Genomic DNA, 14080 nt, shown 5'->3' with positions numbered 1-14080 from the left:
TTCCCCTTTTTTGTATCGATTTATGTTGTGGCATATCAGTGAGTAACAATTAAGCAAGCGCTGTCATTAGAAAAAAGGACTGATTTTAAAGCGTTTAGGTGGGTATTTATTACATCTGTAACATTACTGTCATCTTGATGAAATATAATTTGCGCAACGACAGAATTAAAGGGTGTTTTGATGACTTCCAATCCGAATAAGCCGACTTTAAATACGGATCGAAGCCGTCTATTTAAAGACCGGTTTGCAAAGTGGGGTATTTCCGCAGGCGGAGTAATGGTATTAATAGCATTGTTATTAATATTCTTTTACCTTCTTTATGTAGTACAACCAATTTTTGAATCAGCAAAAGTAGAAAAACGTAACAGTTTTAACGTTGCTAATGGTGAACAAATTGTGGGCTTAGGTGTTGAGGAGCAAACTGAGGTTGCTTTTTTACTCTCTCAGCAAGGAAAGGTAGATTTTTATAGTGTGCAAGATGGCAGCTTTGGTAAAAAGCTTAAAACATTAAGCGCCGAGCTACCTAGTGATGCATCAAGCTTTGCAAACAGTGCGCCGTTTCAGGGGCATTATGCGTTTGGTTTAGAAAATGGCTCTGTGGTGCTGGTAGCACCTAAGTTTTTAGTTACTTTTCCTAACAACGAAAGAAAGCTAACGCCGCGTTTAGATTACCCACTTGGCAAAATGGCATTAGAAGTTGACGAGCAAGGTGCTGCCATTAAGCGTTTTGCATTTAGTCATTACGAAGATAAAACAGCCGTGGTTGCTTTAACCGAAGACAAACGCGTTTTATTTAGCAGCTTTGTTGCTGAAGAAAACATGTTTACCGGTGAAGTAGAATGGGTAGTTGAGCGCACTGAGCTTAATATTGAAGGCCGTGTTGATGAGCTTTTAATTTCGCCAGACACCACTCGCACATTTGTACGTTCTGCAAATCAAATTTATGTTTACGATACACGCTATCCAAGCGAAGTAGAGCAAATTCAGCTGCTTTCGGCTAACGAAGAAAGTGCTAACTTAGTGTCTGCGCAGCTACTTGCTGGTGCTAACTCACTCATGCTTGCAAACGATAACGGTGAAGTATCGCAGTGGTTTGAAGTAAATACAGACAGCGGCCGTGAGTATCAAAAAATTCGCTCGTTTGAAACAACTAAACAAAGCAAGCTGAACATTTTTACCGAGTTTTATCGTCGAACTTTCTTCACCACGAGCAGCAATGGTGAGCTAGGTGTGTATTACACCACAAGTGAGGCAAAACTTTGGCAAGGTAAAGTAAGTGATGGCGAGATTAAAAACTTTGCTATAGCTCCGCGCTCAAATGCTGCCCTTATTTTAGCCGATAACCAACTAACCGTATTAGAAATTCATAATGAGCACCCAGAGGTTACCTGGTCTGCGCTTTGGCAAGAAGTGTGGTACGAAGGTTACCCTGAGCCTGGTTATATTTGGCAATCTACATCAGCAAGTGATGACTTTGAGTCTAAATTTTCTTTGGTTCCAATTTCGTTTGGTACGTTAAAAGCAGCGCTTTACGCCATGCTATTTGCAGTACCCATTGCGCTTTCTGCCGCTATTTACACCGCTTACTTTATGTCGAGCGAGCTGCGTAAAGTGGTAAAGCCAACGGTAGAAATTATGGAAGCCCTCCCGACTGTAATATTAGGCTTTTTAGCAGGCCTGTGGTTAGCGCCACTTATAGAAGAGCACCTACCTGCTATTGTCGGCTTATTGATTTTATTACCGTTAGGTGTGCTAGCAACAGCACTAGGTTGGACTAAGTTACCAGTGAGTATTCGCCATAAAATCCCTGAAGGGTCGCACTCTATTTTACTTATTCCGGTTGTTCTATTTATAGGCTGGGTATCGTTTGCGATGAGCGAAACAGTAGAGCTTTGGATGTTTGATGGAAATGTACGTCAGTACCTAACTAACGAGCTGGGTATGACGTTTGACCAACGTAATTCATTAGTTGTTGGTATTGCGATGGGCTTTGCCGTTATTCCTACTATATTCTCGATTGCAGAAGATGCCGTATTTAGTGTTCCTAAACACTTATCAAATGGCTCACTAGCACTTGGTGCTACGCAGTGGCAAACGCTAGTACGTGTTGTACTACTTACAGCAAGCCCAGGTATTTTCTCTGCCGTGATGATGGGACTTGGTCGTGCAGTAGGCGAAACCATGATTGTATTAATGGCAACAGGTAATACGCCAATTATGGATTGGAGTATTTTCCAAGGTATGCGTACGCTTGCAGCAAACATTGCAGTAGAAATGCCTGAATCAGAAGTAGGCAGCTCGCACTATAGAATATTATTCTTAGCAGCATTTGTACTATTCATATTCACCTTTATTTTCAACACAGTGGCTGAGTTTGTTCGTCAGCAACTGCGTGAAAAATACAGCTCAATGTAAGTGGAGAGACACGACATGGTAAAGCAGTGGTTTAAGTCTGGTTCTCCTTGGATTTGGATGACAGGTGGTGCGGTAAGCATCAGCTTAATTTCAGTTCTCGGTTTATTAGCAATGATAGCTTGGAAGGGATTAAGCTTTTTCTGGCCATCAGAGGTAGTTCAATTTGAGCTAGAAGGGTCTATTTCAAAACAAACCATCATTGGTGAAGTTTACGACCGAGAACTTGTGCCTACAGCGCGTTTAGCTGCAACAGGTATTGATGTATCAGATTTTAATAAAGACGAAGTTGAGCGTTTACTTATAAAAACAGGTAACCGCGAATATGTAGATTTAGATTTTCGTTGGATATTAGAAACCGATATTACTGAGCAAAGTACACCGGCTACGCTTGCTGTATTTGAGCGCAGTAAAAACGGTAACTTTTATGGCTACATAGAAGGTGTAATTAAAGATGGAAAGCCGGTTACTAGCGATAAAATCGAAACCTTACATGAGCTAGTAGAGCGTGCGGTTGATTTAAACGACGAAGCGCTTGATTTACAAAATGGCGACATTGGTCATATCAACTACGAATTAGAGCGTCTTCGCTTACAAGAAAAGGCGTACCTACTTGATGACGAACTAACCGATGAGCGTGTTGCTGAGCTTGCTCAAGCACGTGCCGAGTTACGTAACGAATATGCAGTACTTGAAAAAGAGTTATTTGCACTGCGTAAAAAAGCCAAGCGTGACCAAGTTTTAGTTAAGGACATGCGTGGTGAAGTAGTCACCATTCCACTGTATCAAGTGCTTGATGTTTGGTTGCCTAACGACATGGGCTTTTTCTCAAAGTTAGGTCATTACTTTGTACAACTGGGTAAGTTTGTATCAGACGACCCACGTGAAGCAAACACCGAAGGCGGCGTATTCCCTGCTATATTTGGTACAGTATTTATGGTTATGCTGATGGCCGTTATTGTGACCCCATTTGGTGTTGTAGCTGCAATTTACTTACATGAATACGCAGCTAAAAATGCAGTAACTAAGATGATTCGTATTGCGGTAATTAACCTTGCCGGTGTACCGTCTATTGTTTACGGTGTATTTGGCTTAGGCTTTTTTGTTTACATGTTAGGTGGTAGCCTTGACCAACTGTTTTACCCAGAAGCTGCGCCTACACCAGTATTTGGCACGCCAGGTGTTATGTGGTCTGCGCTTACATTAGCTATTCTTACATTACCGGTTGTTATTGTATCAACCGAGGAAGGTTTATCGCGTATTCCTAGTACAGTGCGTGATGGTTCATTAGCGCTTGGTGCCACCAAAGTTGAAACCTTATGGCGTATTATTATTCCTATGGCAAGCCCAGCAATTATGACAGGTTTAATACTTGCTGTTGCTCGAGCGGCCGGTGAAGTTGCGCCGTTAATGCTCGTAGGTGTGGTAAAAATGGCCCCTACGTTACCACTTGATGGCAACTTCCCTTATTTTCACTTAGATAGAAAGTTCATGCACTTAGGCTTTCATATTTATGATGTGGGCTTTCAAAGCCCGAATGTTGAAGCGGCACGCCCGCTGGTATACGCAACGGCCTTCTTATTAGTGTCGGTGATTATTACCCTCAACATAACAGCGATAGGCATACGTAACCATTTACGTGAAAAATTCAGATCGCTTGAACACTAATTAGTAAAGAATTATAGGTAACAAACATGATTACAGTCGCTCCACAAGTAAACCAAGCTAACAAAAGCTTGAAGTTAGACTTAGAAAACTTAACTGATGACCAAAAAGCGTTAGAGATTAAGGACCTTGATCTTTACTATGGTGAAAAGCAAGCGCTTAGCAAAGTAAATATGAATATTCCGAAAGGCCAAGTTACGGCGTTTATCGGTCCATCTGGTTGTGGTAAATCAACGCTATTGCGTTGTATTAACCGCATGAACGATTTAGTTGATGTGTGTCGTATTGAAGGTGAAATATTACTTCACGGCCAAAACATTTACGATAAAAGTGTAGATGTAGCCGCGCTTCGTCGTAACGTGGGTATGGTGTTTCAGCGTCCTAACCCATTTCCTAAATCAATTTATGAAAATGTGGTTTATGGCCTACGCTTACAAGGTATTAAAGAAAAGCGTAAGCTAGATGAAGTGGTAGAACAATCACTTCGCGGTGCGGCTTTATGGGATGAAGTAAAAGACAGATTACACGATAGTGCATTTGGCCTATCAGGTGGTCAGCAACAGCGTTTAGTTATTGCCCGTTCAATTGCGATTGAACCTGAAGTACTATTACTTGATGAACCAACATCGGCACTTGATCCAATTTCTACTTTGGTTATTGAAGAGCTAATTAACGATTTAAAGAACAAATTTACCGTTGTTATTGTGACACATAACATGCAACAAGCAGCGCGTGTATCTGATCAAACGGCCTTTATGTACATGGGCGAGTTGATTGAATACTCAGACACAAATACCTTATTTACAACGCCAAGCAAAAAGAAAACGGAAGACTACATTACAGGCCGTTACGGCTAGTCGTATACGTTTTAGTGTTGTAAACGAATTTAAGAGAAGGTAATTATGGAACATAATATAAATAAGCATATTTCTGGGCGCTTTAACCAAGAGCTAGAAAATGTTCGTAACCATGTACTTAACATGGGTGGCCTAGTTGAGCAGCAGCTAAGCAGTGCATTAGATGCAGTAAGTCGCAATGATGCTGAACTGGCACAAAAAGTACGCCAGAACGATTACAAAGTAAATGCAATGGAAGTTAGCATTGATGATGAATGTACGCGCATCATTGCTCGTCGTCAGCCTGCAGCGAGCGATTTACGCTTAGTAATTGCTATTGCAAAAACGATTGCCGATTTAGAGCGCATTGGCGATGAAGCAGAGCGCATTGCTAAAGTTGCACTTGATTCATTTACTAAAGATCAGCAAGATTTATTAGTGAATATTGAAAACATGGGTCGCCAAGTTTTAAAAATGCTACACGATGTACTTGATGCGTTTGCGCGCATGGATGTACAACGCGCCTTTGAAGTACATAAAGAAGATGCAAAAGTTGACCGTGAATATGAAGCAATCACGCGTCAAATTATGACTTACATGATGGAAGACCCACGCTCAATTCCTAAAATTATGGATTTAGTATGGTCTGTACGTTCATTAGAGCGTATTGGCGACCGTTGCCAAAATATTGCGGAATACATTATTTATTTTGTTAACGGCAAAGATATTCGTCATACATCTCAAGAAGATATAGAAAAATCGTTGTAGGTTTTTATCTATCATTCTTTTTTATTAAAGCGGCTTAGTGCCGCTTTATGCATTGTTAGCCATGATGAAATAATAAAAAGCGTTCACAATCGCGGCTAATACTGTAAAATTCATGCTGCAAAGCATATCAATTTGATTAAAGGGTCAGTTATGCCTACAAACGCGTTTTTAGGAGTATTTGCAAAATCTCCTATCAAACCAATGGAAGAACACATCAAGAAGGTTCATCAAGCAAGTAAAGCCTTGATACCTTTTTTTAATCACGTATTTAAAGAAGAGTGGCAGCAAGCAGAAGAGCTTCGCTTAACTATTCGTAATTTAGAGCGTGAAGCTGATGATATGAAAAGAGATATACGCTTACAATTACCGCGTGGTTTATTCATGCCGGTAGAGCGTACAGATCTGCTCGAACTCGTAACTCAACAAGATAAAATAGCAAATAAGGCTAAAGACATTGCAGGGCGCGTAATTGGCCGTGAAATGACAATTCCTAGTGCTATGCAAGCAGACTTTTTAGCTTATCTAACACGTTGTGTTGATGCGACTAAACAAGCATCAAAAGCAATTAATGAGTTAGAAGAATTGTTAGAAACGGGCTTTAAAGGTCGCGAGGTGACTTTAGTAGAAAAAATGCTCGTAGAATTGGATGCCATAGAACAAGACACGGATGAAATGCAAATTAAAGTACGCCGCCAACTACGCGATGTAGAAAGCGAGCTAAACCCAATTGATGTTATGTTTTTATACAAAATAATTGAATGGGTTGGCGAACTTGCAGATATTGCAGAGCGCGTAGGATCACGTCTTGAGCTGATGCTAGCTCGTTAATTTATAAAAATCAGTTCAAACGAAAGATTAAGGTTACACAATGGATATCATTGCATCTTACGGCACGGTATTAGTTTTAATTGCCGCAGCAGTCGGCTTTTTTATGGCTTATGGTATTGGCGCGAACGACGTTGCTAATGCGATGGGTACTTCGGTAGGTTCAAAAGCGTTAACAATTAAACAAGCAATTATTATTGCTATGATTTTTGAATTTGCTGGTGCTTACTTAGCAGGTGGTGAGGTTACATCAACAATCCGTAAAGGTATTATTGATGCTGCGCCTTTTGCTGCTCTCCCTGATTTAATGGTTTTAGGTATGATCTCTGCACTTTTTGCAGCAGGTACTTGGCTATTAATTGCCTCATTTTTAGGTTGGCCTGTTTCAACAACTCACTCAATTATTGGTGCAATCATTGGTTTTGCATTAGTTGCAGTGGGTACAGAGGCTATTCAATGGAATAAAGTAGGTGGTATTGTAGGCAGCTGGATTATTACACCTGCTATTTCGGGCTTTATTGCTTACTTAATCTTTATGAGTGCGCAAAAGCTGATTTTTGATACTGATGCACCGCTTAAAAACGCAAAACGCTTTGTACCTTTGTACATGGGTTTAGCGGGCTTTATTATGGCGCTAGTAACAATCAAAAAAGGCTTAAAGCATATAGGTATTAACCTAGGCGCTACTGAAGGTTATTTAATTGCGATCGCGATTGCTGTGATTGTAGCTATTATTGGTAAAATTGCGATTTCACGTTTAAATATCGACCCTAAAGCCGATAAACAAATGCAATTTAATAACGTAGAAAAAGTATTTGCGGTATTAATGGTATTAACAGCGTGTTGTATGGCGTTTGCGCATGGCTCAAACGATGTAGCGAATGCAATTGGTCCACTTGCTGCGGTTGTGAACATTGTTGAAAGCAACGGTGAAATTGCTAAAAAAGCGGCTATTGCTTGGTGGATTTTACCACTAGGTGGTTTTGGTATTGTTGCCGGTCTTGCTATTTTAGGTAAAAAGGTAATTAAAACGATAGGTGAAGGTATTACTCACTTAACGCCTAGCCGTGGTTTTGCTGCCGAATTAGCTGCTGCGTCTACCGTTGTTATTGCATCAGGTACAGGTATGCCAATCTCTACTACACAAACCTTAGTTGGTGCGGTATTAGGTGTAGGTATGGCACGTGGTATTGCTGCACTTAACATGGGTGTTATCAGAAACATTGTAGTTTCTTGGGTAATTACATTGCCAGTTGGCGCTGCCCTTGCTATTGTTATTTTCTACGTACTAAGAACCGCGTTTGGGGTTTAACAAAAAAGTACTCAAAGACTTTTAGCTTGAAAAGATCTCAACGCCCTAGGTGTTGGGGTCTTTTTATTTGTGGAAAGAAAAAATGACTAACCTACCAAGTATTAAACAGCTACAGTATTTATTAGCTGTACATCAGCACCAGCATTTTGGCCGTGCAGCAAGTGCGTGCTTTATTGGGCAATCTACTTTAAGCAGTGCAATTCAAACCCTTGAAGAAACACTCGGTTGTCAGCTAATTGAGCGAGAAAATCGCAGCCTTATGTTTACCAGTATTGGTGAAGAGGTCGTTGAGCGCTCTCGTAAAATTATTAACGATACAATTAGTTTAAAAGAGCTAACCAAAAGCTTTTTAACGCCACTCAGTGGTAAGTTAGTGGTAGGGGTTATACCCACTATCGCCAGCTTCATAGCGGCGCCTTTGTATCACTTTTGTAAGCAAACCTTTTGTGATTTAGAGTTGGTACTCGTTGAAGATACCAGCGACAAGTTATTAGATAAGCTTGAACACGGCCATATTGATTTAGCCTTATTAGCCTTACCGTACCAAACGGAGAAGTTTCATACTCAAGTATTGGCTAAAGATCACTTTAGTTTAGTGCACCATAAAGATTACAGCCCTGCTAAAGGCGTTGAAGACTTTAACTTGCTACCCGATGCTAGTGTGTTTTTATTAGAGCGAGAGCATTGTATGACGGGGCATGCATTGAGTGCGTGTCATCTAAACCGCTCAAGCTGTATTAATCCTTTTGAAGCTGCAAGCTTACATACCTTATTAAGCATGGTAGAGCATCAGTTAGGGGTTACATTTTTACCGCAAATGGCGATTAATGCGGGTATTCTTAAAGATAAAAACATGATAGCAACCCCATCGCAAGGCGATGCCTACAGAGATATAGGCATACTGTGGCGTAAAACCACAGGAAGAATTCGCGACTTTAAGTTATTCAGCCAACAGCTAGAAGTGTTTTTGGCTCGCCAATGTAGCTTAGACTTTGAGAGTTAAGCCTATTTACCTTTAAGGTTAAAGTGCAGCAGTAATATGTTGTTTTAGGGAAACAGGGTCTGTGCATTGTGGTTATTGGTCACTATTAAGCACCAGCGTAGTATAAACAAAAAAGCAGCCTACAAGGGCTGCTGTTTGCTATGTGTTTGGCTTTCAAAGGGTTCGAGTTCGGGTAGAAAAAGCAAGTAAATCCAAACCACTACATTAAAATACGGGAGTAGGCCTAAAGTAGCAAATACGCCTACTGGGTAGCCCTTTAGCTGCGCGTACCGATAGCACTGATACGCAATTACACAATGTATTACGAGAAGTAAAATAATCAACTGCGCCATACCTTCCTCCTTAAACCTGACAAGCTTTAACCTCTATGTAATTGCTAGTCATGTATGCTTATAGGTAATGTCATGTTTTTATTGTTAAATCATCAAAATAACAAGACATTTACTAAGTGGTACGTAAAGTATAGGCAATAAGTGCAATAATGATAGTAATAAAATGCTTAAAACTGTTTAAAAATGTTTAGCTGGCGCTAGTGTGTTGTTGGATAAAAGGTTTCTTCTGGTAAATAATTTTAAGCGTCGATTGTACTTTTTCTACAGGCACAGGACGGGCAATAAAATAGCCTTGTCCGTAGTCAACACCAATCTCTTTTAGTGCAAAAAATATCTCTTCGCTTTCTACGTATTCTGCCACAGAGCGCTTATCAAGGGAGCGGCTTATATCGTTAATGGCCTTAACCAGTGCTAAGTCAATGGGGTCGTTAATCATGTCGCGTACAAACGAGCCATCTATTTTTACATGCTGTGCAGGTAACTGTTTTAAATAGTTAAATGTACTAAAGCCTGTACCAAAATCATCAATAGAAAAATGACAGCCTAAACTGTTTAGCTTTTCTATCATTTTACGGGTGGCTTTTAAATTGTTAACTGAGGCTGACTCGGTAATTTCAAAAATAATACGCGAAGGCGGTACGTGGTATTTTTCTAGGCTCGATTCTATATGTGGCACTAAGCGCTCATCTAAAAACGATTGAGCAGAAAGGTTAATAGCCACTTGATTTAAATCTGGGTGCTCAGCCACGCTAGCAATGGCATTGCGAATAACACATTGGTCCATTAAAAAGGTGTCGTTTAGCAGCTCAAGAGAGGGAATAAATTGATTAGGGAAAATAAGTTTATCGTCTACTTTTAAACGCAGTAACGCTTCAAAATAAGCCACTTTATTGGCTTTAAAGTCCCATATTGGCTGATAGTGCAGCTCTACGTTATCCTGCTGAAGTGCTTGTCGAATCTCATGCCCCCACTCAAGCCCGGTTTGCAAGGTGTTATTTTGCGCATCTTCTTTTGAGTAGCAGTGCACTAGGTTACGGCCTAAACTTTTAGCAATATATAAGGCAATATCGGCTTGCTTGAGGCACTCACTCGGGTCGCAATTTTTAGCCGTTATTTGCGTTAAGCCAATAGAGCAGCTAATTGAATACACTTGGTCTTCTGATTTAAACTCGTGCTGTTCAATCGCGCTACAAATACTCTCTGCAATTAGGTGAGCGTCAAGCAGCTGCGTATTTTTTAAAATAACAGCAAATTCGTCACCGCCTATTCTACACACTAAATGTTTAGCGCTAATGTTTGCTTCAAATAATTGAGCTACATCTTTTAGTACAATGTCGCCTTGTTGGTGGCCTTTGCTGTCGTTAATTATTTTAAAATGATCTAAATCGATGTAAATAAGTGCGTGCTCTACATCACCATAGGTGTGCTTGGTTTGGCATATTTTATTGAGTTGTTGATCAAAATAATAACGATTATGTAAACCTGTTAGCGTATCGTGCAGGGCTAAGTGACGCAGCTTTAATTCAGCTTGTTTACGCTCGTGTATGTTGTCGATTGTGGCAGTAATGGTGGCATTATTGCGGCTGTTTTTTATTAGCTGTAAGCGGCATTCCACCCAAATCTGATTGCCATTTTTATGATTAAGTTGAATCTCGACTTGCTGCTGGTGCATGCCGCCATTAAGAATATCGTTAATGGTCGTATTTAGTTTTACTTGGCATTCATCAGAGCAATAATCGATTAATGATTTTTGCAAAGACGATTTAACCCCAAAGCCACTTAGTGTTTCCCAAGCAGGATTGATAAAGCGAATTTTACCTTGTTGGTCGAGCTCTAAAACCACCGTATTTAAATGCAGCAAAATACGTTGGTGCGCCGAAAACAGCTCTTTGTAGCGTACTTCGCTAATACTTAACTGTTCAACCTTTTGGGCAAACTCAGCATAACTAACCATAAAGTCTTCACGGCGCGCAGCATGGTCACATACTTTATTTAAAAACGACGGGTCGTATGGCGCTCTGATAAAGTCGGTAACACCGGACAGCAGCAGCTGCTCTGCATAGTCGGCATCGTTATTATCAATAATAGTTACAATGGCTTGTTTAGGGTTATGTTGCAGTATTTCTTCGACTAAAACACTTGAAGTATCTGCGCGCGACGCGGTTGCATCAAGCAGTACAATGGCAAACTGTTGTTGGTTGTAAGCATTTAAAGCACTTTGGCTTGATGTAGCATGGGTAATGGCAAAATTGAGCTTAAGTTGCTCTGCTATTTCATCGGCTTTTTGCACTATTGGTTCAAGCAAGAGTAAATTAAGGCGGCTGCTTTTTTCTAAATGCGTAGACAGAACATTGGCCAGCACCTGCGGCAGCATATCTTGGTGCTCAAAGGGCAGTACGGCATCTATGCCATAACTACGAGCGGTGGTTTCTGCTATACGCTCACAGTAAATAGGCGGAATAAGTAAAATTGGGGTGTTTTTTGGGGTGTTAAGTAAGCCTGAGCGGATCATGCGAGAAAAGCGCCAACCATCTATTTTCCCCACGCTTAAGCCTGTAATAATCATGTTTACTGGCTGCTTTTTTAACAGAGTGAGTGCATCTAGGCTATCTGCGGCTTCAATAAATTCAAATACGTTTAAGTACTCTAAAGTGGCGCGTATAGTGCGGCGTTCTTCGCTACTTGCGTTTAGAATGAGCAACTTCAGCTTATCTGCCACTTTTTTATAACCCCAAAACTAAACCATCATTATTAAGGACAGTAAGAATAATGATATTTACCAATAAGAACAAGATTATTTAAAGTAGTTACTCAAATGTATCTAAAATAGGGCGAATCCTCTCAACTGTGGTAGATATCTTGAGCTTAGCCGAGGATAGATATACACTTGGCGCGATTTTAATGATGTGGAATACCGACTATGCGCGTGGCTGACTTTAGCTTTGACTTACCTGATGAATTAATTGCTCGTTTTCCTAAACAAGACAGAACCAGCAGCCGTTTACTAACCCTAGATGGTCCAACTGGCAACGTTGAACACAAAGTGTTTAGCGACCTACTTGATTTAGTAAACGAAGGTGACTTATTAGTATTTAATAATACCCGCGTTATTCCTGCCCGTATGTTTGGCCAAAAAGCCTCTGGCGGTAAGGTCGAAGTACTTGTTGAGCGTGTAGTTGATGAACACCGCGTACTTGCCCATGTAAGAGCAAGTAAGTCGCTAAAGCCTGGTAACGAAGTTATTTTAGAAGGCAAAGCAAAAGCGACAATGATTGCGCGTCACGATACGTTATTTGAGCTTGAATTTGATCGCAGCCAAAATGTACTCGATATTCTAAACGACATTGGCCACATGCCTTTACCTCCTTACATTGACCGCCCAGACACTGAAGCTGACCGCGAGCGTTATCAAACCGTTTATGGCGAAAAGCCAGGTGCAGTAGCAGCGCCTACGGCAGGGCTGCATTTTGACGATAAGCTAATGGCGGCATTAAAACAAAAAGGCGTAAACATGGCGTTTGTTACGCTACATGTTGGCGCAGGTACGTTTCAGCCGGTGCGCGTAGAAAGCGTAGATGAGCATGTAATGCACTCTGAATACATTGAAGTACCTGATGAGGTGGTTCACGCTGTTGCTAATACAAAAGCTAACGGTGGGCGTGTTATAGCTGTGGGAACTACTTCTGTACGCTCGTTGGAGTCGGCAGCAAAAGTACACGGCGGTAAATTAGAGAGCTATTTTGGCGATACCGATATTTTTATTTTTCCGGGTTATCAGTTTAATGTAGTTGATGCCATGGTGACTAACTTTCACTTGCCAGAATCAACCCTCATAATGCTAGTAAGTGCCTTTAGCGGCCAAGATAACATTATGGGCGCGTACAACACGGCTATAGAACAAAAGTACCGCTTTTTTAGCTACGGCGATGCGATGTTTTTAACACGTAAATAAGCACGTTTTTATCCGGTACCGTTTTTAAAAGCCCAGCTCGCACGCTGGGTTTTTATTTGCCTGCGCTAATACGCAGTGAATTTAGCGCAGCTAATAGTAATAACGGGGCAAAAAGGGTAGAATCGAGCGGTTAAATTATAGCTTGTTGGACTGTTTTTCCGACATTGAGGATGATATGAAATTTGAATTAGACCGCACCGACGGAAAAGCGCGCCGCGGCCGCTTGATTTTTGACCGTGGTGTAATAGAAACGCCTGCATTTATGCCAGTAGGTACTTACGGTACTGTTAAGGGCATGACCCCAGATGAAGTTAAAGCCACAGGGGCACAAATTTGTTTGGGTAACACCTTTCATTTAATGCTACGCCCAGGTACTGAAATCATTAAGCAACACGGTGATTTACACGACTTTATGAATTGGGACTTTCCAATTTTAACCGACTCAGGTGGTTTCCAAGTATTTAGCCTTGGTGCTATGCGTAAAATTACCGAAGAAGGCGTGTTGTTCCAATCGCCGGTAAATGGTGACCAAATTATGATGTCGCCTGAAAAATCAATGGAAGTACAGCGTGATTTAGGCTCAGACATCGTAATGATTTTTGACGAATGTACGCCATACCCTGCCACCGAAAAAGAAGCAAAAGACTCAATGGAGTTATCGCTTCGTTGGGCTAAGCGCTCTAAAGAAGGCCACGGCGATAACCCATCAGCCTTATTTGGTATTATCCAAGGTGGTATGTACCCAGAGTTACGTGCACAATCACAAAAAGGCCTAGAAGAAATTGGCTTTGATGGTTACGCATTAGGCGGCCTATCGGTTGGTGAGCCTAAAAACGAAATGATGAATATTCTTGATCATTGTGCGTACAAAATGCCAGAAGACAAACCGCGCTACTTAATGGGTGTAGGCAAACCAGAAGACTTAGTTGAGTCTGTACGCCGTGGTATTGATATGTTTGACTGTGTAATGCCTAC

11 protein-coding genes are annotated in these 14080 nt (G+C 41.0%); 9 read left to right on the top strand and 2 right to left on the bottom strand.

The genetic code is table 11. The annotated features are described in order from the left end of the window. The first annotated feature begins 180 nt into the window (after positions 1-180). The 7 genes from B2R65_RS13095 to B2R65_RS13065 all read left to right on the top strand — a co-directional run bounded on the left by B2R65_RS13095 (position 181) and on the right by B2R65_RS13065 (position 8821). Positions 181-2415 carry an ABC transporter permease subunit gene (locus B2R65_RS13095; protein WP_286743309.1) on the top strand — a complete coding sequence of 745 codons (2235 nt, stop codon included), beginning with the start codon at positions 181-183 and terminating at the stop codon, positions 2413-2415. Between the two features lie 15 nt (positions 2416-2430). Further along, complete coding sequence (gene pstA, locus B2R65_RS13090; RefSeq protein WP_138579517.1) at positions 2431-4080, top strand: phosphate ABC transporter permease PstA; 1650 nt, start codon at positions 2431-2433, stop codon at positions 4078-4080. A gap of 26 nt (positions 4081-4106) precedes the next feature. Next, entirely contained in the window at positions 4107-4934 is an 828-nt protein-coding gene (pstB, locus tag B2R65_RS13085; protein WP_004587622.1) for a phosphate ABC transporter ATP-binding protein PstB, read from the top strand. Positions 4935-4979: 45 nt separating this feature from the next. Beyond that, positions 4980-5681: a phosphate signaling complex protein PhoU gene (gene phoU, locus B2R65_RS13080; RefSeq protein ID WP_004587621.1), complete on the top strand. Its 702-nt coding sequence runs from the start codon at positions 4980-4982 to the stop codon at positions 5679-5681. A 150-nt stretch (positions 5682-5831) separates the two neighbouring features. Continuing rightward, a complete protein-coding gene (locus B2R65_RS13075) occupies positions 5832-6509 on the top strand; it encodes a TIGR00153 family protein (protein ID WP_004587620.1) in 678 nt (225 codons plus the stop codon). A 40-nt stretch (positions 6510-6549) separates the two neighbouring features. Further along, positions 6550-7818 carry an inorganic phosphate transporter gene (locus tag B2R65_RS13070; RefSeq protein WP_024031439.1) on the top strand — a complete coding sequence of 423 codons (1269 nt, stop codon included), beginning with the start codon at positions 6550-6552 and terminating at the stop codon, positions 7816-7818. Positions 7819-7900: 82 nt separating this feature from the next. Then, positions 7901-8821, top strand: coding sequence for a hydrogen peroxide-inducible genes activator (locus B2R65_RS13065; protein ID WP_273607400.1), 921 nt, complete (start codon positions 7901-7903; stop codon positions 8819-8821). 119 nt (positions 8822-8940) lie between these two features. On the opposite strand, the gene B2R65_RS13060 is transcribed toward B2R65_RS13065, so the two are convergent. Continuing rightward, positions 8941-9153, bottom strand: coding sequence for a hypothetical protein (locus B2R65_RS13060; RefSeq protein WP_024031438.1), 213 nt, complete (start codon positions 9151-9153; stop codon positions 8941-8943). A 187-nt stretch (positions 9154-9340) separates the two neighbouring features. Further along, a complete protein-coding gene (locus B2R65_RS13055; protein WP_286743301.1) occupies positions 9341-11872 on the bottom strand; it encodes an EAL domain-containing protein in 2532 nt (843 codons plus the stop codon). Between the two features lie 201 nt (positions 11873-12073). Between B2R65_RS13055 and queA the strand changes: the two genes are divergently transcribed. Continuing rightward, positions 12074-13105: a tRNA preQ1(34) S-adenosylmethionine ribosyltransferase-isomerase QueA gene (gene queA, locus B2R65_RS13050; RefSeq protein WP_004587615.1), complete on the top strand. Its 1032-nt coding sequence runs from the start codon at positions 12074-12076 to the stop codon at positions 13103-13105. 175 nt (positions 13106-13280) lie between these two features. Next, on the top strand, positions 13281-14080 hold an 800-nt coding region (tgt, locus tag B2R65_RS13045; RefSeq protein ID WP_286743297.1), incomplete at its 3' end, for a tRNA guanosine(34) transglycosylase Tgt.

It is taken from the genome of Pseudoalteromonas sp. UBA2102, assembly GCF_002331165.1.
In the GTDB taxonomy this organism is placed as follows: domain Bacteria; phylum Pseudomonadota; class Gammaproteobacteria; order Enterobacterales; family Alteromonadaceae; genus Pseudoalteromonas; species Pseudoalteromonas atlantica.
The sequence above is the reverse complement of the archived record's forward strand: the minus strand, read 5'-3'. Positions and strand labels throughout refer to the sequence as shown.